This is a genomic window from Actinophytocola gossypii, assembly GCF_025165815.1.
GTDB lineage: Bacteria > Actinomycetota > Actinomycetes > Mycobacteriales > Pseudonocardiaceae > Actinophytocola > Actinophytocola gossypii.
In genome coordinates this window covers 1-21,522 of the sequence record NZ_JAFFZE010000016.1, presented here as the reverse complement: position 1 = coordinate 21,522, position 21,522 = coordinate 1, and the positions used below count along the sequence as shown (strand labels likewise).

Here is a 21,522-nt window from a genome sequence, read left to right as displayed (position 1 = left end):
GGGTCTGGACATGTCTCGTGCCGGGCTGGACAAGGACCCTCGCGACGTGGCCGAGATGTTCGACGGTGTGGCGAGAGGCTACGACCGGACGAACTCGGTGATGACGCTCGGGTTCGATCGCCGCTGGCGCTGGCTGACGCGCCGGGTGCTGGACGCGTCGCCGCGCGAGCGCGTCCTCGACCTGGCCGCCGGCACGGCGGTGTCCACCGCCGAGTACGCCCGCTCCGGCGCCTGGTGCGTCGCCGCCGACTTCTCGCTCGGCATGCTCGTCAGCGGCGCGCACCGGAACGTGCCGAAGGTCGCCGCCGACGCGTTCCACCTGCCGTTCGCCGACGACGCGTTCGACGCGGTCACGGTGTCGTTCGGCCTGCGCAACATGAGTCCGACGGTCGACGCGCTGCGGGAGATGCACCGGGTGGTGCGGCCGGGCGGGCGACTGGTGGTCTGCGAGGTCTCCCAGCCGCCGTGGCGGCCGATCCGCTGGCTGCACCACAACGTCGTACTGCGGCTGCTGCCGTTGATCACCCGGCCGTTCTCGTCCAACCGCGACGCCTACGCCTACCTTTCCGAGTCCATGCACGACTGGCACGACCAGCGCACCCTCGCCCAGCTGATCGCCGAAGCGGGCTGGGGCGACGTCGAATGGCTCAACCTGACGTTCGGCGTCGTGGCGCTGCACCGCGCGGTCAAACCCGCCGAGGCACCGCCTGCCACGAGCTGACCTGTCGCACCACGGCGATCAGGAACACCCCCGCGAGGCACTGCGCGACGGTGGCGACCGTGTTGGCGACGGCGACGCTCTCGAGCGCCTCGACGGTGCTGGCGTAGCGCGCGTCCTGGCGCACGATCGCCACCGCGATCAGGGTGGCGATCCAGGCCGTCCACCACCGGGCCACCGGCCGGCCCCGCGCGACCGTGCCCGGCGGCACGCTCGCCGACCAGATGTCGGTGACGATCCGGAACGGGAACCACAGGTTGACGACCGGGCAGAACCACCCGCCGATCGTCCAACCGCGCCGCATGCGGTGCCCGTCCGGCCTGAGCTGTTCCGCGTTCAGCCGCGCCTGCCACAGCCAGACGATCAGGACGACCGCGGTGGCCACCGTGGCGAGCAGCAGCGCGATCCCGATCGCGAGGTTCCGGCCGTCCGCGGCGTCGACGTCGGCGAGGGTGACGCCGCCGAAACCCGCCACGTAGTCCTCGACGGTGTGGTAGGCGCTCCAGAACGACCACATCTCGGCCACGCTCACCACACAGGTGGTCGCCACCAGGACGGAGGTCGCGGTGGCGAGCCCGCCCAGCGGCTTGAGCAGCAGGGTGTCGTCGGGCAGGACCGGTTCGTGCGTGGTCACGGGACCCCCAGGTTCGGTGATACGTCACCCTCGCATCGCTCGGCCCCGTTGGTTCGTTTCAACCCTGATCATGACGATGACCAGCGCGCCGACCACGAGCTGGGCCACGGCGGTCACCGAGTCGACGACGCCCAGCGTCGACAGCTCCGCCGCGGTGCCGGCGTCCACCAGGAGCGTCGCCCCGACTCCGACCAGGCTGACCCCGAACCAGCCGGCGACGGCGAGCGTGCGCCACCGCCGGCGGGTGTCGTGGCCGAGCAGGCGGGCGTTGGCGCGCAGCCGCGAGCCCCAGACCAGCAGGGCCACCCCCGCCGAAGCCAGCGCGAGCAGGTAGACGATGCCGGCGGTGCGGCTGGTGGCGGCCGCGCTCATCAGATCGGCCACCCAGACACCCGGCTCGCCCGCGGCGTAGTCGACGACGACGCCGTGCCGGTACCAGGTGGCCCATGCGTCCAGCAGGGCGGCCAGCGAGGCGACGCCGACCAGGATGGAGGAGGCCGCGGTCGGTCCGAGCAGGGGGACCGGCCGGGGTGGGCCGGGTTTCGGCAGGATCGGTTCAGGAGTCGCCATGTCGGCCCCCAGGCAGCGTGGTGTCATCTGAGAGTCGCCGAATCGGGCCTGTCCGTTTCGTCACGCACTGGTATTGCCCGACGGCGGATAGAATGTTCGTGAACGTTTTCACAAGCCCACCACCCGAGGAGCCGCCGGAATGGGAACACCAAGCCGACGCAAGGCAGCGGAGGACGCCGAGGTCATCGTCGTCGGCGCCGGTCCGGCCGGGGCCACCGCCGCCACCTACCTCGCCCGCGCCGGACTGGACGTCCTGCTGCTCGAGAAGAGCACGTTCCCCCGCGAGAAGGTCTGCGGCGACGGCCTCACCCCGCGCGGAGTGAAGCAGCTGATCGATCTCGGGGTGGACACCCGCGAGGAGGCGGGTTGGCTGCACAACCGCGGCCTGCGCGTGGTCGGCGGCGGCGTGACCCTGGAGTTGGACTGGCCCGACCTGGCGACGTTCCCCCCGTACGGCGTGGTGCGGCCCCGCCAGGACTTCGACGAGATGCTGGCCAGGACCGCGCAGCGGGCCGGCGCCCGCCTCCTGGAGCAGACCAACGTCACCGGCGCGATCACCGACGAGCGCGACGGCCGGGTGGTAGGCGTGACCGCCAAGGCCGGCCCGTCCCGCGAGCCGGTCACCTACCGGGCTCCGATCGTCCTGGCCTGCGACGGCGTCTCGGCACGCCTGGCGCTGTCGGTAGGTATGGAGAAGTTGGAAAGCCGCCCCATGGGCGTAGCCGTACGCCGGTACTACGCGTCCCCGAGGTCGAAGGACGACTACCTGGAGTCGCACCTGGAACTGTGGGACCGCTCCGGCGACGAGCCCAGGCTGCTGCCCGGGTACGGCTGGATCTTCGGCATGGGCGACGGCACGGTGAACGTCGGCCTGGGCATCCTCTCCACGTCGAAGGCGTTCGGCAAAACCGACTACCGAGCCCTGATGCGCTCGTGGCTGGACGGGACCCCCGACGAATGGGGCTTCCGCGAACACAACGCCGAAGGCAAGATCGGCGGCGCGGCGCTGCCCATGGGCTTCAACCGCGTCCCCCACTACAGCCGAGGCCTCCTTCTCGTCGGCGACGCGGGCGGCATGGTCAACCCCTTCAACGGCGAAGGCATCGGCTACGCCATGGAGTCGGCGAAGCTGGCGGCGGAGTGCGTGGTCCAGGCGCTCGCCCGCCCCGAAGGCCCGTCCCGCGAACGAGCCCTGGCCGGCTACCCGATCGCGATGAAGCAGGCCCTGGGCAGCTACTACCGCCTGGGCAACATCTTCAGCCGCCTGATCGGCAACCCCCTGGTCATGCGCACAGCCACCAAGTACGGCCTACCCCGCACCACCCTGATGAAGCTCGTCCTCAAGCTCCTGGCCGGCCTCTACGACCCCAAGGACGGCGACGCCTTCGACCGCATGATCACCGCCGCCACCCGCATGGCCCCCAGCGTCTGACCTGCTGAAATTCGCGCGCGCCTACACGTGAAGGGCATCCCCCGCCCTCTCCGGGGGCACCCCTCAGCGCCAGTCTAGTTCGGAGTGAGGCTCAGCGGGCGGGACAAGATCGACATGTGGACAACCGGGGCGGCTGTGGACAACCTCTGGCGGCGCATCCTCAGCTACGACGCCAGTAGGTCGGTCGCCACCAGTACAGAGTCGTACGGTCATCGGGCCAGGACGCCGCCTGGGAACCTCGCGGCTCGAAGTCGTCGACGGCGAGGTCAATGAGGCGCCAGCCGGCATCGATCGGTTCGGGCGCGGTGCCTCGGCGTACGAGACCGGTGAACCGGAACTCCGTCGCGCCATGCTCGGCGTAGGCCCGCTGCGCGTCGATCAGCGACGGCTTGTTGGCGCCACCGCTCCAGTCGGGCCAACGAAGCTGGACCGCGTCGTCCTCCCAGAAACACACCTGGCAGATCTCGTAACTTCCCGGCGGTTCGCCGAACGTGGTGTAACCACAGCACGGGCACGGGTAGCCCGGCTCGACCGATTCCACTAGCGCCCGGTCAGCTCAGGCGCTCCAGGACCATGGCCATGCCCTGGCCGCCGCCGACGCACATCGTCTCCAGGCCGAACTGCTTGTCGTGCCACTGCAGGGAGTTGATCAGGGTGGTGGCGATTCGGGCGCCGGTCATGCCGAACGGGTGGCCGACCGCGATCGCGCCGCCGTTGACGTTCAGTTTGTCCTCGTCGATGCCCAGGTCCCGGTACGACGGGATGACCTGTGCCGCGAACGCCTCGTTGATCTCCACCAGGTCGATGTCGTCGATGGTCATCCCCGCCAGAGCCAACGCCCGCCGGGAGGCCTCCACCGGCCCCAGACCCATGATCTCCGGCGACAGCCCCGACACCCCGGTCGACACGATCCGCGCCAACGGGGTCAAACCCAGCGCAGCGGCCTTGTCCGAACTCATGATCACCAACGCCGCCGCACCGTCGTTCAGCGGGCAGCAGTTCCCGGCCGTCACCCGACCGTCCGGGCGGAACACCGGCTGCAGCGTCGACGTCTTCTCGTACGTCACCCCCGGCCGCGGACCGTCGTCGGTGTCCACCACGCGTCCGTCCGGCAGCGTCACCGGCGTGATCTCGCGCGCCCAGAACCCCTGCTTGATCGCCTCCTCGGCCAGGTTCTGCGACCGCACGCCGAACCGGTCCATGTCCTCCCGCGTGACGCCCTTCGCCAGCGCCAGGTTCTCCGCGGTCTGCCCCATCGCGATGTACACGTCCGGCACCGACCCGTCCTCGCGCGGGTCGTGCCACTCGCTCGCGCCCTCGGCCGCGGCGGCCGCCGTACGCGCCTCCGCGTCGGCGAACAGGGGATTCCGCGTGTCCGGCCAGCTGTCCGAGCTGCCGCGCTCGTACCGGGACACCGTCTCCACCCCGGCCGACACGAACACCGAACCCTCGCCCGCCCGGATCGCGTGGAACGCCATCCGGGTGGTCTGCAGGCTCGACGCGCAGTACCGCGTCACCGTGCAGCCGGGCAGGTGGTCGTAGCCCAGCTCGACGGCCACCGCCCGGCCCATGTTGAAGCCCTGCTCACCGCCGGGCAGGCCACAGCCGAGCATCAGATCGTCGATCTCGGTCGGGTCCAGCGCGGGCACCTTGTCCAACGCCGCCCGCACGATCTGCGTGGCGAGGTCGTCCGGGCGGATGTCGACGAGCGAACCCTTGCCCGCGCGGCCGATGGGGGACCGGGCCGCGGAGACGATGACCGCATCTGGCATGGCGCAACTCCCTTGTTCGGTGCCTGACAGGGAGGTTACGCGCCAGTAAGCTCCCTGCCCCCCAGCAAGCCGGCAGCATCACACAACGGCGCCAACATCACGCTCGCCGCCAGCTCGTACCCGGCCCCGTTCGGGTGGAACCGGTCGTCGCTGAACAGCTCGTCCGGGCGCTGGCGGAACTCCGGCGACACCAGCGCCGCCAGCGACACCGTCCGCACCCCCTGCTGCTCCAGCCGCCGCCGCTGCGCCCTGGCCAGCGCGAGCCCCCACCGCGACGCGATCGTGCGCAGCGGCTGCGGGATCGGCTGCACGATGTCCAGGTCGGGGCACGTGCCCACCACGACCGTCGTCCCGGCTCGCCGCAGCCGCGCCACCTGGTCGGCCAGCACCTCGGCGGACGTGCCGACCCGCATCCTGGACGTCACGTCGTTGCCGCCGACGATCACCAGCACCAGGTCCGGCGGCTGGATCAGCGCGACGTCGACCTGGACCTCCAGGTCCGAGGTGCGTGAGCCGCCGACGGCGTGGGTCGCCAGCCGCACCGGGCGGCCGGACTCCTCGGCGAGGCCCTTCGCCAGGATGACGCCGGGCAGCCGGCCGACGGTCTCGGCGCCGAGACCCGCCGCGAGCGAGTCACCCAGGACGGCGAACGACAGCGGATCGGCCGGCTCGTCGGCGACCGGGCCGGAGCCGTCCGGCAGGTACACGCCGTCGGCGTTGAGCGGCAGCGCGACGGTCTTGCCGATGATCGTCCGCGCACGCTTGGACTGCCCGTTGAGCAGGCCGTACGCCGCACCGGACAGTCCACCGACCGAGCCGGCGCCGAGCATCAGGGCCTTGAGTACCCGTACCCATGCCATCGCCGTTCCTCCCGTCTCCAGTGAACCACCGGATCGCGTTCCTGCTACGGCGGTCAGCCGTAACGCCGCTGTTCTGAAGCGTGACCCACATCACTAGTGTCTCGTTGGAAGTCGACTCGAACACGCTGAGCGGAACTGGTCGTGCCGTGGTAGCGACGCACGGCTACGCTCGCCGCGTGCCGGGGGGCACGTCACGGACGCGAGGAGTGCAGGTGGAGTACGTCGAGCATGTCATCGATCTGGTCGGCAACACGCCGCTGGTCAAGCTGAACTCGCTGGCCGACGGGGTGTCGGCAACGGTGCTGGCGAAGGTCGAGTACTTCAATCCCGGCGGCAGCGTGAAGGACCGCATCGCCCTGCGGATGGTCGAGGCGGCCGAGGCGGCGGGCGAGCTCAAGCCCGGCGGCGTCATCGTCGAGCCGACCAGCGGCAACACCGGCGTCGGCCTGGCCATGGTGGCCCAGAAGAAGGGCTACCGGTGCGTGTTCGTGTGCCCGGACAAGGTCAGTGAGGACAAGCGCAACACCCTCAAGGCCTACGGCGCCGAGGTCGTGGTGTGCCCGACCGCCGTCGCGCCGGAGCACCCGGACTCCTACTACAACGTCTCCGACCGCCTGGTCACCGAGATCGACAACGCCTGGAAGCCCAACCAGTACGCCAACGTCAACAACCCCGAGAGCCACTACCACTCCACCGGCCCGGAGATCTGGCGGCAGACCGAAGGCAAGATCACCCACTTCGTCGCCGGCGTCGGCACCGGCGGCACGATCTCCGGTACCGGCCGCTACCTCAAGGAGGTGTCCGACGGCCGGGTGAAGGTCGTCGGCGCCGACCCGGAGGGCTCGGTGTACTCCGGCGGCTCCGGCCGGCCGTACCTGGTCGAGGGCGTCGGCGAGGACTTCTGGCCGGACACCTATGACCGAGGCATCGCCGACGAGATCATCGCGGTGTCCGACGGCGAGTCCTTCGAGGTCACCCGCCGCCTCGCCCGCGAGGAGGGCCTGCTGGTCGGTGGCTCCTGCGGGATGGCGGCGGCCGCGGCGATCCGCCTGGCGAAGCGGCTCGGCCCGGACGACGTGGTGGTCGTGCTGCTGCCCGACGGCGGCCGCGGCTACCTGTCGAAGGTGTTCAACGACGACTGGATGGCCTCCTACGGCTTCCTGCCGCCCGAGCACTCCGGCGCGACGGTCGGCGACGTGCTGCGCCGCAAGGGCACCGGCGGCGCGATGCCGGACCTGGTGCACGCCCACCCGACCGAGACCGTCGCCGACGCGGTGACCTACCTGCGCGAGTTCGGGGTCAGCCAGATGCCGGTGGTCAACGCCGAGCCGCCGGTGATGGCCGCCGAGGTCGTCGGCGCGGTGAACGAGCGGGACCTGCTGGAGGCCCTGTTCACCGGCAAGGCCGCCCTGGCCGACCGGCTCGACACGCACATGTCGCCGCCGCTGCCCACCATCGGCGCCGGTGAGCAGGTGACCGCCGCGATGAGCGCCCTGGCCGGCGCCGACGGCGCGCTGGTGCTGATGGACGGCAAGCCGGCGGGCGTGGTCACCCGCCATGACCTGCTGGGATTCCTCGCCGGTCGGTAGCCCCCGGTGATGGTTGCGGACCGTTGGCGGCAGGCGTAACACCAATGGGCTAGCGTTGCCCCGAACGCACCTTGACAGAGATCCGAATGAGGGGTTGGAACCCGATGAGCTCTCCGCAGCCGCCGAACCAGCCATGGCAGGGTGGCCCGCCACCGCAGCAGGGGGAAGGCGAGCAGCAGCCCGGGCAACCGGCGGAGCCGGGTCAGCAGAACCCCGCGCTCGCCAGCCCCGGTCCGACGCAGGTCGTCCAGCCGGGCCAGACTCCGTCCCCGAACACCCAGACCGGCGCCGACGGCGTGGAACGCACCCAGGCGATCCAGCCCGGCCAGCAGCCGCCGGCCGCGGGTGACGCCGGCGCGACCCAGGTCGTGCCGCCGGGGTCGTTCGGTCAGCAGCAGCCCGGCCAGCCGGGCCAGGACGCAGGAGCCACCCAGATGGTGCCACCCGGTTCGATGCCGCCCCAGCAACCGCCGTACAACCCGCCGCCCGGCGCCGACGCCAGCTCGCCCGCCGGCGGTTTCCCCGGCCAGCAGCCGGGTGGCTTCGGCCAGCAGCCAGGGTACGGCCAGCAGCCGCAGGGCTTCGGTCAGCAGCAGCCCGGCTACGGCCAGCCCCCCGGGTTCCCGAACCAGCAGCAGCCCGTGCCGTACGGCCAGCAGCCGCCGGCCCCCTACGGCCAGCAGCCGCCGGGTGGGTTCGCCCAGCAGCAGGGTCTCGGTGCCGGCCCGTCGTTCGGCGGTCCCGGCCAGAACACCCAGATGATCGCCTGGGGCCTCGCCGGCGTGGCCGGGCTCCTCGGCCTGCTCGTGGCCATCTTCGCGCTCACCGACCTCGGTGACCTCGGTGAGTACTCCGACCTCTACGACTCCATTCCGGAAGCGCAGCTCGACGCCGCCGGCGTCCCGTCGCCCGGGATGCTCTACCTGTGGACGATCATGGCGATCGTCGGCTCGCTCGGTGCCATCGGCGCCGGTGTGCTGATCTTCCTGAAGCACAAGCTCGCCGGCATGGTGGCCGCTGGCGGCGGTGGCCTGATGCTGATCGCCGGCATCGGCTCCCTCATCAGCATCGGCGACCTGCCCGTCGACAGCCCGTTCACCACCCCGATGTGGTCGCTCATCGGCGGCATCCTGGTCGGCGCGATCGGTGCGCTCGCGTTCATCCCGCAGACCAAGAAGTTCCTCGGCGCCGAGTCCGCCCTCGGCGGTCCCGGTGGCCCGGGCGGTCCGGGTGGCTTCGGCGGCCCTCCGGCCGGTGGTTTCGGTCAGCCCCAGCAGGGCTTCGGCCAGCAGCCGGGCCAGTACGGCCAGCCGCCCCAGCAGGGCTATGGCCAGCCCCCGCAGCAGGGCGGCCCGCCACCCCAGTGGTGAGCTGAACAACACGACCCCGAGACGCCGGTGGGCCCAGCCCGCCGGCGTCTCGCTCGTTCAGCGGGCCGTGCTCAGCGGGCCGGTGACCACGGGAACCGGGCGAATCGCCAACAAGCCCTCGAGTCCCAGGAAGTCCCGTGGGTTGGTCGTGTACAGCGGCAGTCGGTTGCCCATCGCGACACTGGCGATCATCAGGTCCGCCAGTCTCCGACGTGTCGTCCGCCCGGCGGTGAGCACCGCCGCCGACACCACCCCGAACGCGCGCGCGGCATTGGCGTCGAACGGCAGCGCGTCGAACTCGGACTCCACGCGTTGCAGCACCTCGAGCCGACGGGCCCGCTCCATTGGGTCGTCCGTGTGGTGCGGGCCCGCGGACAGCTCGGCGAGCGACACCGCACTGATCGACACCACGTCCGGCAGCCGGGTGTGGTCCAGGCTCGCCCGCAGGATCAGGATGTTCGTGTCGACGAGGCCCGCACGGTCACTGTTCATACGGGTCGCGGAAGGCGTTGTCGGCCGCCTCGTCGAGGTCGGCACGGAATCGTTCGGCATCGACGAGCGGGGCGTTGGCGGACGAGGCGGCGAACTGCTCCCGGGTGACGGTGCGGCGTGCGGGCATGGGCACCAGCCGCCCGATCGGGTGACCGTTGCGGGTCACGGTGAACTCACCGCCGTGTTCGACGGCGTCCATGATCTCGGCCGATCTGCTGCGCAGGTCCCGTTGAGTGATCTCCCGATCCTCGACCGCCATGCTTGTCATGATGACAGCGCGCCACGCGGTAGCACAAGGTGGCACCGGAGGGCGCCGGCGCTGCTTCCCACATGCTGAACGCTTGAGCCGGTGCACGTACCCTGGGCGCATGGCAGACGACACGAGTCGATGGGGATTCGAGACCAGGGCCATCCACGCTGGTCAGCGGCCTGATCCGCGGACCGGTTCGGTCATCGTGCCGATCTACGCCACCTCCACGTTCGCCCAGGACGGGGTCGGCGGGCTGCGCGAGGGCGGGTACGAGTACTCGCGCACCGCCAACCCCACCCGGTCCGCGCTGGAGGAGGCGCTCGCCTCCCTCGAGGGCGGCCGGCACGCGCTCGCGTTCGCCTCCGGGATGGCCGCCGCGGACGTCGCGCTGCGGGCCATGACCCGGCCGGGCGACCACATCGTCCTCGGCGGCGACGCCTACGGCGGCACGTTCCGCCTGCTCGACAAGGTCCTGTCGCTCTGGGGCGTCGAGTACACCACCGTCGACCTCGCCGACGTCGACGCCGCGCGGGCCGCGGTCCGGCCGAACACCAGGGTCATCTGGTGCGAGACGCCGACCAACCCGCTGCTCGGCATCGCCGACATCGCCGCGCTGGCCCAGGTCGCCGCGGTCGCCGGCGCCCGCCTGGTCGTCGACAACACGTTCGCCACGCCCTACCTGCAGTCGCCGCTCGGCCTCGGCGCCGACGTCGTGCTGCACTCCACCACCAAGTACCTCGGCGGCCACTCCGACGTCGTCGGCGGCGCGCTGATCACCTCCGACGACGAGCTGCACGAGCAGTTCGGCTTCCTGCGCAACTCGGTCGGCGCGGTGCCCGGCCCGTTCGACGCCTGGCTGACCCTGCGCGGCGCGAAGACCCTCGGCCTGCGCATGGAGCGGCACAGCGACAACGCCGAGCGCGTGGTCGAGGCGCTGGTCGGCCACCCGAAGGTGCGCAAGGTGTACTACCCGGGCCTGCCCGGCCACCCCGGCCACGAGGTCGCCGCCAAGCAGATGCGCCGGTTCGGCGGGATGGTCTCGTTCGCGGTCGAGGGCGGTGAGGAGGCCGCGCTCGCGGTCGCCGCCAACACGAAGCTGTTCATCCTCGGCGAGTCGCTCGGCGGCGTCGAGTCGCTCATCGAGCACCCCGGCCGGATGACCCACGCCAGCACCACCGGCTCGCCGCTGCAGGTGCCGGCCGACGTCGTCCGCCTGTCGGTGGGCATCGAGGACGGCACCGACCTCGTCGGCGACCTGCTCCAGGCCCTGGGCTGACCCGCTACGGCGCCTTGACCAGGTCGTTCACCGCGGGCTCGACTGGCTCCTGGTCACGGTCGTGGTCGTACTTGTGCTTCTTCGGCAGGTGCGCCGGGTCGACGCAGCTGCCGACGAGCTCCACCGTGCCGTCGTCGTGCCGGACGTAGCGGCCTGGGTCGGTGCACGACGCCTGCGCGACGGTGTACACGGCAGCACCGGCCAGTGCCACGGCGGCCAACGACGCACCGGCTAGCGGGAGCACTCCCGCGACTCGAGACCCAACGGCCATCGCTGTTCCCCATCCACACGCTGCTTGCGTTCGAGAATACCCGGCTTCGCGGAATTCCCGCCGAGCGCTGTCGATCCGTGGGATGCCCGTCCGACGCGTCGGTGAACCAGGAACCACCGAACGACCGGGAGCCAAGCCATGACCAGCACCGTCACCAGCAGCTATGCCGACGTCAACGGCCTGCGGATGTACTACGAGACGCACGGCGAGCCGGACGGCCGGCCGCCGGTCGTGCTGATCCACGGCGCGTTCTCCGCCACCGGCACCTCGTGGGGCGCGCTGCTCGCCCCGCTGGCCGCCACCCGCCAGGTCATCTCGGTCGAGCTGCAGGGCCACGGCCACACCGCCGACGTCGACCGCCCACTGCGCATGGAGCAGCTGGCCGACGACGTCGCCGCGCTCCTCGACGAGCTCGACGTCCAGGTGGCCGACGTCTGGGGTTACAGCATGGGCGGTTCCGTCGCGCTGCACGTCGGTCTCGCCCACCCGGAGAAGGTGCGCAAGCTGGTGCTGCAGTCGTCGTCGATCGACAACGGCGGCTACCACCCCGGTCACCTGGAGGCCATGGACCAGCTGTCGCCCGAGCTGCTGCACGGCTCCCCGTTCCACGAGGAGTACCTGCGGCTCTCGCCCCACCCCGAGGGCTTCGGGACGCTGGCCGAGAAGGTCAGGGACCTGGTCCGGAACACGCCCGACGTGCCGGCGTCGGCGATCGCCGCGATGGGTTGCCCGGTGCTGACCGTCGTGGGCGACTCGGACATCTTCCGCCCCGAGCACGCGGTCGAGATGTTCCGCGCCTTCGGCGGCGGCGTGAACGGCGACATCGTCGGCCTGCCCGAGTCGCAGCTGGCCGTCCTGCCGGGCACCACGCACATCGGCACCTCGCAGCGCGCCGACCTGCTGCTCACGATCGTTCCGGCGTTCCTGGACGCGTGAAAGCCCTGAAGGTCACCTTCGAGACGTTGGGCGTCGCGAAGGTGACCTTCAGGGCAGTGGTTCAGAGGTTCCCGCGTCGGTCCTGTTCGCGCTCGATGGCCTCGAACAGGGCCTTGAAGTTGCCCTTGCCGAAGCCCAGCGAGCCGTGCCGCTCGATCAGCTCGTAGAACACCGTCGGCCGGTCGCCGATGGGCTTGGTGAAGATCTGCAGCAGGTAGCCGTCCTCGTCCCGGTCCACCAGGATCCGGTGCTCCTTGAGCACCTCGATCGGCACCCGCACCTCGCCGATCCGCGCGCGGAGCTCCGGGTCGTCGTAGTACGAGTCGGGGGTGTCCAGGAACTCCACACCCGCCTCGCGCATGGTGTTCACCGTGGCGATGATGTCGTTCGTGGCCAGCGCGATGTGCTGGCAGCCGGCGCCGTCGTAGAACTCCAGGTACTCGTCGATCTGCGACTTCTTCTTCGCCACCGCGGGCTCGTTGAGCGGGAACTTCACCCGGTGGTTGCCGTTGGAGACGACCTTGCTCATCAGCGCCGAGTACTCGGTGGCGATGTCGTCGCCGACGAACTCCGCCATGTTCACGAAGCCCATCACCCGGTTGTAGAACTCGACCCAGTAGTCCATCCGCCCGAGCTCGACGTTGCCGACGCAGTGGTCGATGGCCTGGAACACCCGCTTGCGCGCCGGGATCGTGGACTCCTTGGCCACGTAACCCGGCAGGTAGGGGCCGGTGTAGCGGGAGCGGTCGATCAGCGTGTGCCTGGTCTCGCCGTAGGTGGCGATGGCCGCGCGCCGGATCGTGCCGTTCTCGTCGGAGACGTCGTTCGGCTCCTCCAGCACGGTGGCGCCCTGCGCGCGGGCGTGCTCGACGCACCGGTCCACGTCGGCGACCTCGAGCGCCAGGTCGACCACGCCGTCGCCGTGCTTGCGGTGGTGGTCGTGCAGCGGGCTGTCCGGGGCGACGCCGCCGTTGATCACGAACCGGGCCGAGCCGGACTTCAGCACGAACGACTTGTGGTCCCGGTTGCCGGTCTCCGGGCCCGAGTACGCGACCAGCCGCATGCCGAACGCGACCTGGTAGAACCACGCGGTCTGGGTGGCGTTGCCGGCCACGAACACCACCGCGTCCATGGCGCGGACCGGGAACGGGTCCTTCGACTCGTCGTGCTCCACCAACCCGACGAGCTGGCGCAGCTGGTCCAGAGTCACGTCATCGAGCTGCTTGTCCTGACCGAGGGTGCCGGTCATGGGTCACCTCCCTGCTTGCGGTACTCGCAGGATCGGTGCCGTCCGGCAGTCTGCGCAACCGTCCTCTCGTTCACTGGACAATCTGACCAGTAGACGGCTGGGATGTACGCGCGTGATGCGGCATTCTGTCCGGGTGAGTGAGCTGGATGCCCTGGACGCCAGGTTGCTGCTGTTGCTGTCCGACGAGCCGCGGCTCGGCGTGCTGGAGTGTTCCCGGCGGCTCGGGGTCGCCCGCGGCACCGTGCAGGCCAGGATGGACCGCCTGGAGCAGCGGGGAGCGCTGCGCGGCTTCCCGCCGGACGTGGACCTGGCCGCGATCGGCTACGGGTTGACCGCGTTCGCCGTGCTGGAGATCGCCCAGGGCAGGCGTACCGAGGTGGCCAGGCGGCTCGCCGCGATCGACGAGGTGTGCGAGGTGCACGCGACCACCGGCGAGGGTGACCTGCTGGTGCGCATGGTGGCCCGGTCGAACGCCGACCTGCAACGGGTCATCGACGAGGTGGTCGACGTGCGGTGGGTACGCCGCACGTCGACCTCGATCGCGTTGTCGACGCCCGTCCCGCCACGGGTCCGGCCGTTGCTCGAACGGGTGATCCGGCAGATGAAATGAGGCCCATTTCCCCTGCGGAAATGGGCCCATTCACGCCGCGAAAGATCGTGGTTCAGCCCGCGTACGGCACGGCCTTGACCAGCGTCACCTTCTGGGTGTTGCCGTTGGGCAGCTCGTAGGAGCGGGTGTCGCCCTCCTTGGCGCCCATCAGCGCCCTGCCGAGCGGGGACTCGGGGGAGTAGACCTCCAGCTTGCCCTCGGCGCCCTCCTCGCGGGTCGCCAGCAGGAACTTCTCGGTCTCGTCGTCACCCTCGTACCGGATGGTGAGCACCATGCCGGGCTCGGCCAGCCCGTCGTTCGCCGGCGCCTCGCCGACCTTCGCGTTGCGCAGCAGTTCCTGCAGGTGGCGGATGCGCGCCTCGGCCTGTCCCTGCTCCTCGCGGGCCGCGTGGTACCCCCCGTTCTCCTTGAGGTCACCCTCCTCGCGGCTCGCGTTGATCTTCGCGGCGATAACCGGGCGATTGTCAACGAGCTCGTCTAGCTCCTGCTTGAGCCGGTTGTAGGCCTCCTGGGTCAGCCAGGTCACCTGGGTGTCGCTCACGGTCACCAACTCCTCGCTAATACTTCCGGGTCCCGCGGATTCGGGCCGGTAGTTCCCGGGCGGCGGCGTTCACCCGGAACGGAAAAACACGGCCCCCGCTGGGGCCGTGCAGGTACGACAGGCTATCACGAAAGCCTGGTGTGCCATGTCCGATTTGTGCAGTTTGGTGGCGTGTCTCTCCTAGTTCACTCTGATGGCGGCAGGTCCGTGGACAGGTATGGCGGAACCTGGTATGAGCAACCGAACACATCGGCCGTGACCGGCTCGTCCGTGCTGTGGATGACGGTCGTCACCCGCGTGGACTCCGCTCCCGGCGGAACCAGGACCTCCTTGCGGCCGCCCTCGCTCCCGTCGAGCACCCGCACCCGCACGATGCACACCACCGCGCGCTCGGGCGTGTCCCGGCTGATCTCGAAGGTGAACCGCATCGCGTCGTCCGGCAGGTTCTCGAACGTCGACGCTTGCGTCTCGATGGGCGCCGAGCCCAGGTTGGCGTAGCCGATCCAGGCGACCGCCACGCCCAGCGCGACCGCGAGGGCGCCGAGCAGCCAGCGGGTGCGGCGGGAGGTGGTGCGCGGTCGAGTGCCGTACCGGTCCTCCAGCTTGGTACCGGTAGGCGCGCTCACGCTGGCCTCCATCCGGATTGTCGGGCCCGGCGGGAACAATGGACCCGCCAGGCGTGGTTCGTACAACCGAGTCGAGTATCCGACAAGCGAGCGGCGGGGTCTTTCCGGGGTGAGAGGACTGGGATCGTGGGCGAGAAGCTGAGGCTGATGGCGGTGCACGCGCACCCGGACGACGAGTCAAGCAAGGGCGCGGCGACCATGGCGCGGTACGTGGCCGAGGGGCACGAGGTCATGGTCGTGACCTGCACCGGAGGCGAGCGGGGGAGCATCCTCAACCCCGCGATGGACCGCCCGGACGTGCTGGAGAACATGGACGAGTACCGGCGCAAGGAGATGGCGCGGGCCGCGGAGATCCTGGGCATCTCGCACCAGTGGCTCGGCTTCGTCGACTCCGGCTTCCCGGAGGGCGACCCGCCGCCGCCGCTGCCGGAGGGCTGCTTCGCGCTCGTTCCGCTCGAGGAGTCGGTACCGCCGCTGGTCCGGGCCATGCGTGAGTTCAAGCCGCACGTCGTGATCACCTACGACGAGAACGGCGGTTATCCGCACCCCGACCACATCCGCTGCCACGAGGTCTCGGTGGCGGCCTTCGACGCCGCGGGCGACCCGGACCTCTACCCGGAGGCCGGCGAGGTGTGGACGCCGCTGAAGCTGTACTACTCGCACGGCTTCTCCCGGGCGAAGATCGAGGCCATGCACGGGGCGCTGCTGGCCCGCGGCATGGAGTCGCCGTACACCGAGTGGCTGGCGAACTGGGACTCCTCACGGGGCGATGTCGCGAGCCGCGTGACGACCCGGATCGAATGTGCGGAATACTTCGAGCAGAGGGACGCCGCGCTGCTCGCCCACGCGACGCAGATCGACCCGGACAGCCGGTGGTTCGCCGTGCCGCTGGAGGTGCAGCGGGACGTGTGGCCGCACGAGGAGTACGAGCTGGTGCGGTCCCTCGTGGACACGACCCTGCCGGAGGACGACCTGTTCTCGGGCATCAGTGAAAAGGTGCGTGCGTGACGTTGTTGCCGGGGTTCGACCAGGCCGCCGTGGCCGACACGGTGGCCCTGGTCGCCCAGCCGCCGCCCACCGAGGAGGAGCCGGGCGGCCGCGGTGAGGACTTCGGCAAGTCCTCACCGGTCGGCCTGCTGGTCATCCTGCTGTTCTTCGTGGCGGTGGCGTTCCTGGTGCGTTCGATGACCAAGCACCTCAAGCGCATCCCGGAGAGTTTCGACAAGCCGGACCCCGAGCCTGACGAGAAGTCCGAACCCGCCGAGAACGGGGAGTCCGGCTCCGCGAAGAGCTAGCCCGCCGCCCGTCTGGGAGGCTGGGGGCATGGCGAACCGGCTGGCGCACGCGACGAGCCCCTACCTGCTGCAACACGCCGAGAACCCGGTCGACTGGTGGCCGTGGTCGGACGAGGCGTTCGCCGAGGCGCGGCGCCGCGACGTGCCGATCCTGCTGTCCGTCGGCTACGCGGCCTGCCACTGGTGCCACGTGATGGCGCACGAGTCGTTCGAGGACGACGAGATCGCCGCCGTGATGAACGCGGGCTTCGTCAACATCAAGGTCGACCGCGAGGAACGCCCCGACGTCGACGCCGTCTACATGACCGCCACCCAGGCGATGACCGGCCACGGCGGCTGGCCGATGACCTGCTTCCTCACCCCCGACGGCGCCCCGTTCCACTGCGGCACCTACTACCCGCCCGCCCCGCGCGCCGGCCACCCGTCGTTCCGCCAGCTGCTCGAGGCCGTCGCCGAGGCCTGGTCCGACCGCGACGACGAGGTCCGCGACGCGAGCGGCCGGATCGTCGCCGAGCTGGCCAAGCAGACCGCCGCCCTCCCCGCGTCCCCGGTCGACGCCGCGTCCCTGGACGGCGCCGCAGCGGCCATGCTCGGCGAGTACGACCGTCGCCACGGCGGTTTCGGCGCCGCACCGAAGTTCCCGCCGTCGATGGTGCTGGAGTTCCTGCTGCGCCACCATGAACGCACCGGCTCGGTCGAGGCCCTCTCCATCGCGACGGGCACGGCGGACGCGATGGCCGCCGGCGGCATCCACGACCAGCTCGACGGCGGCTTCGCCCGGTACAGCGTGGATGCCGCGTGGGTGGTCCCGCACTTCGAGAAGATGCTGTACGACAACGCCCTGCTGCTCGGCGTCTACGCGCACCTGGCGCTGCGCACCCGCTCGCCGCGCCACCGCGAGGTCGCCACCGGGGTCGCCGAGTTCCTCCTGCGCCGCCTGCGTACGCCCGAGGGCGGCTTCGCCGCGTCCCTGGACGCCGACACCGACGGCGTCGAGGGCGCCACCTACGCCTGGACCCCCGCCCAGCTCACCGACGTCCTCGGCCCCGACGACGGCCCGTGGGCGGCGGAGCTGCTGGGTGTCACCCAGTCGGGGACGTTCGAGCACGGCACCTCGACCCTGCGCATGCTCCGCGAGCCCGAGGTCCCCGCCCGCTGGGCCCGCGTCCGCGAGTCCCTGCTGGCCGCCCGCGACCAACGCCCCCAGCCCGGCCGCGACGACAAGGTGGTGACCGCCTGGAACGGCCTGGCCATCGCCGCCCTCGCCCGCGCGGGCGTCGCGCTCGCCGAGCCCCGCTGGATCGACGCCGCCGTCGCCGCCGCCGACCTCGTGACGTCCCTGCACCTGGTCGACGGCCGCCTCCGCCGAGCGTCCCGCGACGGTGTGGTGGGCGATGCCGCGGGCGTCCTCGAGGACTACGGCTGCCTGGCCGAGGGCCTGCTCGCCCTGCACCAGGCCACCGCCGACCCCCGCTGGCTCGAGTCGGCCACCGCCCTGCTCGACACCGCCCTCGCCCACTTCACCGACCCGTCGGCCGAAGGCGCGTTCCACGACACCGCCGACGACGCCGCCGCCCTGGTCTGGCGCCCGTCCGACCCGAGCGACAACGCCAGCCCGTCCGGCGCGTCGGCCACCGCGTCCGCCCTGCTCACCGCGTCCGCCCTGGTCGGCCCCGACCGCGCCGCCCGCTACCGCGCCCACGCCGAACAGGCCGTGTCCCGCGCGGGCCTGCTCGCCGAGCGCGCCCCCAGGTTCGCCGGCCACTGGCTCTCCGTGGCCGAGGCGGTCGCCGCCGGCCCGATCCAGGTAGCCGTGGTGGGCCGAGCCGGCGATCCCCGCCACGAAGCCCTCGTCGAAGCCGCCACCCGCCACGCCCCGGGCGGTGCGGTGGTCGTAGCCGGCGCCCCCGACGCCACCCCGTTGCTGGCCGACCGCCCCCTCGTCGACGGCGTCCCCGCGGCCTACGTCTGCCACGGCTACGTCTGCGACCGCCCCGTGACCGAGGTGGCCGACCTCCTCCAGGCCCTTCACTCCCAGCGAACACCCGAACGCCGTGATCTCACGTAACCTCAGTAGTGACGTAATCATGTAATCCAGCCCCCTGGAGGCTGCGATGTTCGGACGATGTGGGGTGGAGTTTCAGATGGGACCACGAGGACACCGCTGGGGCGGCCCGGGCCGAGGCTGGGGCGGTCCGGGAGGCAAGGGCCGAGGCCGGAGCGCCGATCTCCCGTCGGCGGATGACGCGTCGGCCTGGTTCACCGGCCGCCTGCCAGAGGCCTGGTTCACCGAACCCCCGATGGTGGTGGTCGACCGCGAGGAGATCACCATCGTCGGCCAACTGCCGGCCCTGGAGGGTGAGTTCGCCGACGACGCGGCTCGCGCCGCGGCCGAGTCGGGCCGGATCAGCCGCTTCCGCGAGGAGACCCGCGAGGAGCGCATCGAGATCGCCAGGCAGGCCGAGCACCGCTACGGCCGCAAGGTCGCGTGGGGCGCCAAGGTCGGCGACACGGAGGAGCTGTTCACGACACTGTCGGTCCCGGTGATGACCCGCCTCCGCCAGGAGGAGCGCCTGATCCTGGACACCCTGGTCGACGCCGGCGTCGCCAGGTCCCGCTCCGAGGCGCTGGCGTGGGCCGTCCGCCTCGTCGGCGAACACGCCGAGGAGTGGCTGACCGAACTCCGCCAGGCCATGACCAAGGTCGACGACCTCCGCACCAAGGGCCCCGAGCTGTAATCACCCGTTCGATCGCCGCGTTCGGCCCAACGCCCGAACGCGGCGATCACGCGTTCCCGGCCTCCTCCGGCAGGCGAATCGTGAGCCGCGCCAGCCGATCCGGATCGCCGACGACGTCGTAACCCCCGATCCGCCCGTTCGCATAGCTGAGAACGACCGCCAGCACCAACCGCCCCCGCGGCGCGACGACGAAGCCGATGCCCCCGTCGATCAGCGCCAACTCGGCCGCCCTGGCCCGCGCCGCGAGCGTCACCGTCTCGCCCACCACGGCGTCCACGCCCCGAATCTCCCCCGGTACCCCGGCCGGTACCGCCACCGCGTCGGCCCGCCGAACGACGTCGGGCGCCAGCACCGCCGCCAGCCCCCGCACGTCCCCACCGCGCGCGGCGGTCAGGAACGCCGCCGCGAGCCGCCGCTGCTCGTCGAGCCGCCCGCTCGCCTCGCCGCCACGCACCTTCCCCCGCGCGCGGCTGGCGAGCTTCTTCGCCGCCACCGGTGACCGCCCCACGATGGCACCGATCTCGTCGAACGGCACCGCGAACACGTCGTGCAGCACGAACGCCACCCGCTCGGCAGGCACGAGCCGCTCCAACACGACGAGCATCGCCCGCCCGACCGACTCGGCGAGCACGACCTCCTCCTCGGCCGACGGCGCAGGATCGGCCGCGCGCTCGTCGTCGGCCAGCGCCACCTCCCCCCGCCGCTTCCGGCTCCGCAGAACGTCGAGACACTCCCGCGCCGTCACCGTGGTGAGCCACCCCGTCAGGTTCCGCACATCGCGCCGATCGTCCCGGCTGGCCTTCAACCAGGCCCGCTGAACCGCGTCGTCCGCGTCGTCGAGCGACCCGAGAATGCGAAACGCGACGCCCCGCAGTTGCTCCCGATCGGCCTCGAACCGCACGGCCAGGTCAGTGCTCATCCGGTCACCTTCTCCACTCGCGAATCGTCATACCGACGCGACCCGGTCACATCGACTCACGAGGAGAACCACTCCCATGACCCTAGCAATCGTCCGCTTCACCACCCGCCCCGAACAGGCCAAAGAGGTCGAGGAGTCGGTGGCGGACCTGTTCGCCGCCATCCACGAGGAGTCACCCACCGGCATCCGTTACCTCGCGACCCGCCACCCCGACCAGCCGGAGTTCGAACTACTCCTGCACCTGGCCGACGGCACGCGGAACCCCCTGCCGGCCATCCCGCGAGCGGCCCGTTTCCGCGAGCGGCTGGCCGCCTGGTCCCTCACCGACCCGGCTCCCAAACCCCTGCGTGTCCTCAACGACTACCGCATGCTGGGCTGACCGCGTGTTCGCCACCTACGTGGTCGTCACGGTGCTGACCATCATCGCCAACGCCGCCATCGCCGTGGCTGATTTACGCGGCGCGCGTTTCGTCCTGGCCAACTCGGCCGAGGTGAACGTCCCCCGAACGTGGCTCCCCATGCTGGCCGCCCTCAAAGCCGCCGGTGCGCTGGGCCTGCTGGTGGGCCTACTGGGCATCCGCGTACTGGGCATAGCCGCGGCGGTTGGCCTGACCCTGTTCTTCACCGGCGCCCTGATCGCCCACGTGCGAGCAAGGGTCTTCCACAACATCGCCTTCCCCGGCACGTACTGGCTGCTGGCCGCCGCCAGCCTGACCCTCGCCCTGACCACCTACTGAGACCCGCCCACCGGCAACGAGAGTACGAACCGAAGCCCCCGCTTCCCGCTGAGCAGTACCTCCTCGCCGGTGGGCACGAACCCGACCCGAGCCAACACCGCCCGCGACCCCACGTTCTCCACCGCCGCCGACGCACGCAAGGTGCGCAACCCGTACTCCGCGACAGCGAGCCCGCACACCTCCCGTACCGCCGCCGTAGCGACCCCCCGCCCAGCCACCTTCTCCGCGACCCGGAACCCCAACTCAGCCGCCCCGTCCGCGACGTCGACCAGATTCACCCGCCCCAACACCTCGCCCCCATCCCCCACGACGAGGTGAAAGTGGATCCCCCCGGCCTCCTGCTCCGCGATCAACTCCCGATGCCGCTCCTCGAACCGAGCGAAGTAAGCGTCTCCCCGATCAGGCACGGAAGCAGCGAAGTAGCCCCGGTTCTTCCGCTCGAACGCGAGCAACGCGCCCGCATGATCCACCCGAAGCCGCTCCACCCTGAGGGTCTATCCCATAATCGGTGTTTCCGGCGTTGTTGATCAATAGGTGTCAGCTCCCGGCCAGCGGTCACCGAACGTGATGGCGAAGGCGTTGAGAACGGGTTTCCAGCGCATCGTCCATCGGGCGCGGCCTGTGCCGGTGGGGTCTA

At 71.0% G+C, this 21,522-nt stretch carries 26 protein-coding genes; 13 read left to right on the top strand and 13 right to left on the bottom strand.

Translation table 11 applies throughout. From position 1 onward, the window contains the following. Nucleotides 1–10 precede the first annotated feature (10 nt). Nucleotides 11–721: a demethylmenaquinone methyltransferase gene (locus JT362_RS21285; RefSeq protein ID WP_260193281.1), complete on the top strand. Its 711-nt coding sequence runs from the start codon at nt 11–13 to the stop codon at nt 719–721. On the opposite strand, the gene JT362_RS21280 is transcribed toward JT362_RS21285, so the two are convergent. Continuing rightward, nucleotides 687–1,352 (bottom strand): DUF4328 domain-containing protein, encoded by a 666-nt coding sequence (locus tag JT362_RS21280; protein ID WP_260193280.1) that lies wholly within the window; start codon nt 1,350–1,352, stop codon nt 687–689. The genes JT362_RS21285 and JT362_RS21280 overlap by 35 nt on opposite strands. Nucleotides 1,353–1,376: 24 nt before the next feature. Continuing rightward, nucleotides 1,377–1,922 carry a hypothetical protein gene (locus JT362_RS21275; protein ID WP_260193279.1) on the bottom strand — a complete coding sequence of 182 codons (546 nt, stop codon included), beginning with the start codon at nt 1,920–1,922 and terminating at the stop codon, nt 1,377–1,379. 139 nt (nt 1,923–2,061) lie between these two features. Between JT362_RS21275 and JT362_RS21270 the strand changes: the two genes are divergently transcribed. Then, entirely contained in the window at nt 2,062–3,354 is a 1,293-nt protein-coding gene (locus tag JT362_RS21270) for a geranylgeranyl reductase family protein (protein ID WP_260193277.1), read from the top strand. 160 nt (nt 3,355–3,514) lie between these two features. On the opposite strand, the gene JT362_RS21265 is transcribed toward JT362_RS21270, so the two are convergent. The 3 genes from JT362_RS21265 to JT362_RS21255 are packed head-to-tail and all read right to left on the bottom strand — an operon-like array spanning nt 3,515 to nt 5,986. Next, nucleotides 3,515–3,895, bottom strand: coding sequence for a CPCC family cysteine-rich protein (locus JT362_RS21265; protein ID WP_260193275.1), 381 nt, complete (start codon nt 3,893–3,895; stop codon nt 3,515–3,517). A 10-nt stretch (nt 3,896–3,905) separates the two neighbouring features. Continuing rightward, nucleotides 3,906–5,126, bottom strand: coding sequence for an acetyl-CoA C-acetyltransferase (locus JT362_RS21260; protein ID WP_260193274.1), 1,221 nt, complete (start codon nt 5,124–5,126; stop codon nt 3,906–3,908). A 35-nt stretch (nt 5,127–5,161) separates the two neighbouring features. Further along, the gene (locus JT362_RS21255) at nt 5,162–5,986 is read right to left on the bottom strand and encodes an SGNH/GDSL hydrolase family protein (RefSeq protein WP_260193273.1); all 825 of its coding nucleotides are present in this window, start codon (nt 5,984–5,986) and stop codon (nt 5,162–5,164) included. Between the two features lie 212 nt (nt 5,987–6,198). Here JT362_RS21255 and JT362_RS21250 point away from each other — a divergent pair, with 212 nt between their 5' ends. Beyond that, a complete protein-coding gene (locus tag JT362_RS21250) occupies nt 6,199–7,575 on the top strand; it encodes a cystathionine beta-synthase (protein WP_260193271.1) in 1,377 nt (458 codons plus the stop codon). A gap of 104 nt (nt 7,576–7,679) precedes the next feature. After that, a complete protein-coding gene (locus tag JT362_RS21245) occupies nt 7,680–8,945 on the top strand; it encodes a hypothetical protein (protein ID WP_260193270.1) in 1,266 nt (421 codons plus the stop codon). A gap of 57 nt (nt 8,946–9,002) precedes the next feature. Here the strand turns inward: JT362_RS21245 and JT362_RS21240 are convergent, their stop codons facing one another. After that, nucleotides 9,003–9,437 carry a type II toxin-antitoxin system VapC family toxin gene (locus tag JT362_RS21240; protein ID WP_260193268.1) on the bottom strand — a complete coding sequence of 145 codons (435 nt, stop codon included), beginning with the start codon at nt 9,435–9,437 and terminating at the stop codon, nt 9,003–9,005. Next, on the bottom strand, nt 9,427–9,696 hold the full coding sequence (locus JT362_RS21235; RefSeq protein ID WP_260193267.1) for a type II toxin-antitoxin system Phd/YefM family antitoxin: 270 nt from the start codon (nt 9,694–9,696) through the stop codon (nt 9,427–9,429). The genes JT362_RS21240 and JT362_RS21235 overlap by 11 nt, the downstream gene beginning before the upstream one ends. Nucleotides 9,697–9,805: 109 nt before the next feature. Here JT362_RS21235 and JT362_RS21230 point away from each other — a divergent pair, with 109 nt between their 5' ends. Next, nucleotides 9,806–10,963, top strand: a complete 1,158-nt coding sequence (locus JT362_RS21230) for a cystathionine gamma-synthase (RefSeq protein WP_260193266.1) — start codon at nt 9,806–9,808, stop codon at nt 10,961–10,963. A gap of 4 nt (nt 10,964–10,967) precedes the next feature. Here the strand turns inward: JT362_RS21230 and JT362_RS21225 are convergent, their stop codons facing one another. Further along, nucleotides 10,968–11,183 (bottom strand): hypothetical protein, encoded by a 216-nt coding sequence (locus JT362_RS21225; RefSeq protein ID WP_375546540.1) that lies wholly within the window; start codon nt 11,181–11,183, stop codon nt 10,968–10,970. 189 nt (nt 11,184–11,372) lie between these two features. On the opposite strand from JT362_RS21225, the gene JT362_RS21220 reads away from it, so the two are divergent. Next, nucleotides 11,373–12,170: an alpha/beta fold hydrolase gene (locus JT362_RS21220; protein WP_260193264.1), complete on the top strand. Its 798-nt coding sequence runs from the start codon at nt 11,373–11,375 to the stop codon at nt 12,168–12,170. Nucleotides 12,171–12,231: 61 nt separating this feature from the next. Here the strand turns inward: JT362_RS21220 and hppD are convergent, their stop codons facing one another. After that, on the bottom strand, nt 12,232–13,419 hold the full coding sequence (gene hppD / locus JT362_RS21215) for a 4-hydroxyphenylpyruvate dioxygenase (protein ID WP_260193263.1): 1,188 nt from the start codon (nt 13,417–13,419) through the stop codon (nt 12,232–12,234). A gap of 133 nt (nt 13,420–13,552) precedes the next feature. On the opposite strand from hppD, the gene JT362_RS21210 reads away from it, so the two are divergent. Continuing rightward, entirely contained in the window at nt 13,553–14,029 is a 477-nt protein-coding gene (locus JT362_RS21210) for an Lrp/AsnC family transcriptional regulator (protein ID WP_260193262.1), read from the top strand. Nucleotides 14,030–14,081: 52 nt separating this feature from the next. Here the strand turns inward: JT362_RS21210 and greA are convergent, their stop codons facing one another. Beyond that, entirely contained in the window at nt 14,082–14,576 is a 495-nt protein-coding gene (gene greA, locus JT362_RS21205; protein ID WP_260193260.1) for a transcription elongation factor GreA, read from the bottom strand. A gap of 179 nt (nt 14,577–14,755) precedes the next feature. Then, nucleotides 14,756–15,196, bottom strand: a complete 441-nt coding sequence (locus tag JT362_RS21200) for a DUF4307 domain-containing protein (RefSeq protein WP_260193259.1) — start codon at nt 15,194–15,196, stop codon at nt 14,756–14,758. Between the two features lie 126 nt (nt 15,197–15,322). On the opposite strand from JT362_RS21200, the gene mca reads away from it, so the two are divergent. The 4 genes from mca (at nt 15,323) to abmR (ending at nt 19,229) form a co-directional block, all read left to right on the top strand. Next, nucleotides 15,323–16,204 (top strand): mycothiol conjugate amidase Mca, encoded by an 882-nt coding sequence (gene mca, locus JT362_RS21195; protein ID WP_260193258.1) that lies wholly within the window; start codon nt 15,323–15,325, stop codon nt 16,202–16,204. Next, nucleotides 16,201–16,491 (top strand): hypothetical protein, encoded by a 291-nt coding sequence (locus JT362_RS21190; protein WP_375546539.1) that lies wholly within the window; start codon nt 16,201–16,203, stop codon nt 16,489–16,491. The genes mca and JT362_RS21190 overlap by 4 nt, the downstream gene beginning before the upstream one ends. 28 nt (nt 16,492–16,519) lie before the next feature. Then, nucleotides 16,520–18,559 carry a thioredoxin domain-containing protein gene (locus JT362_RS21185; RefSeq protein WP_260193257.1) on the top strand — a complete coding sequence of 680 codons (2,040 nt, stop codon included), beginning with the start codon at nt 16,520–16,522 and terminating at the stop codon, nt 18,557–18,559. 76 nt (nt 18,560–18,635) lie between these two features. Then, nucleotides 18,636–19,229 carry an ATP-binding transcription factor AbmR gene (abmR, locus tag JT362_RS21180; protein WP_260193256.1) on the top strand — a complete coding sequence of 198 codons (594 nt, stop codon included), beginning with the start codon at nt 18,636–18,638 and terminating at the stop codon, nt 19,227–19,229. A 46-nt stretch (nt 19,230–19,275) separates the two neighbouring features. Here the strand turns inward: abmR and JT362_RS21175 are convergent, their stop codons facing one another. Beyond that, on the bottom strand, nt 19,276–20,148 hold the full coding sequence (locus tag JT362_RS21175; RefSeq protein WP_260193255.1) for a sigma-70 family RNA polymerase sigma factor: 873 nt from the start codon (nt 20,146–20,148) through the stop codon (nt 19,276–19,278). Nucleotides 20,149–20,224: 76 nt separating this feature from the next. On the opposite strand from JT362_RS21175, the gene JT362_RS21170 reads away from it, so the two are divergent. Together JT362_RS21170 and JT362_RS21165 are read left to right on the top strand one after the other, a co-directional pair. Beyond that, a complete protein-coding gene (locus JT362_RS21170) occupies nt 20,225–20,527 on the top strand; it encodes a hypothetical protein (RefSeq protein ID WP_260193254.1) in 303 nt (100 codons plus the stop codon). A 4-nt stretch (nt 20,528–20,531) separates the two neighbouring features. After that, a complete protein-coding gene (locus JT362_RS21165) occupies nt 20,532–20,885 on the top strand; it encodes a DoxX family protein (RefSeq protein WP_260193252.1) in 354 nt (117 codons plus the stop codon). Here the strand turns inward: JT362_RS21165 and JT362_RS21160 are convergent. Next, a complete protein-coding gene (locus JT362_RS21160; protein WP_260193250.1) occupies nt 20,879–21,370 on the bottom strand; it encodes a GNAT family N-acetyltransferase in 492 nt (163 codons plus the stop codon). The genes JT362_RS21165 and JT362_RS21160 overlap by 7 nt on opposite strands. Nucleotides 21,371–21,522 lie beyond the last annotated feature (152 nt).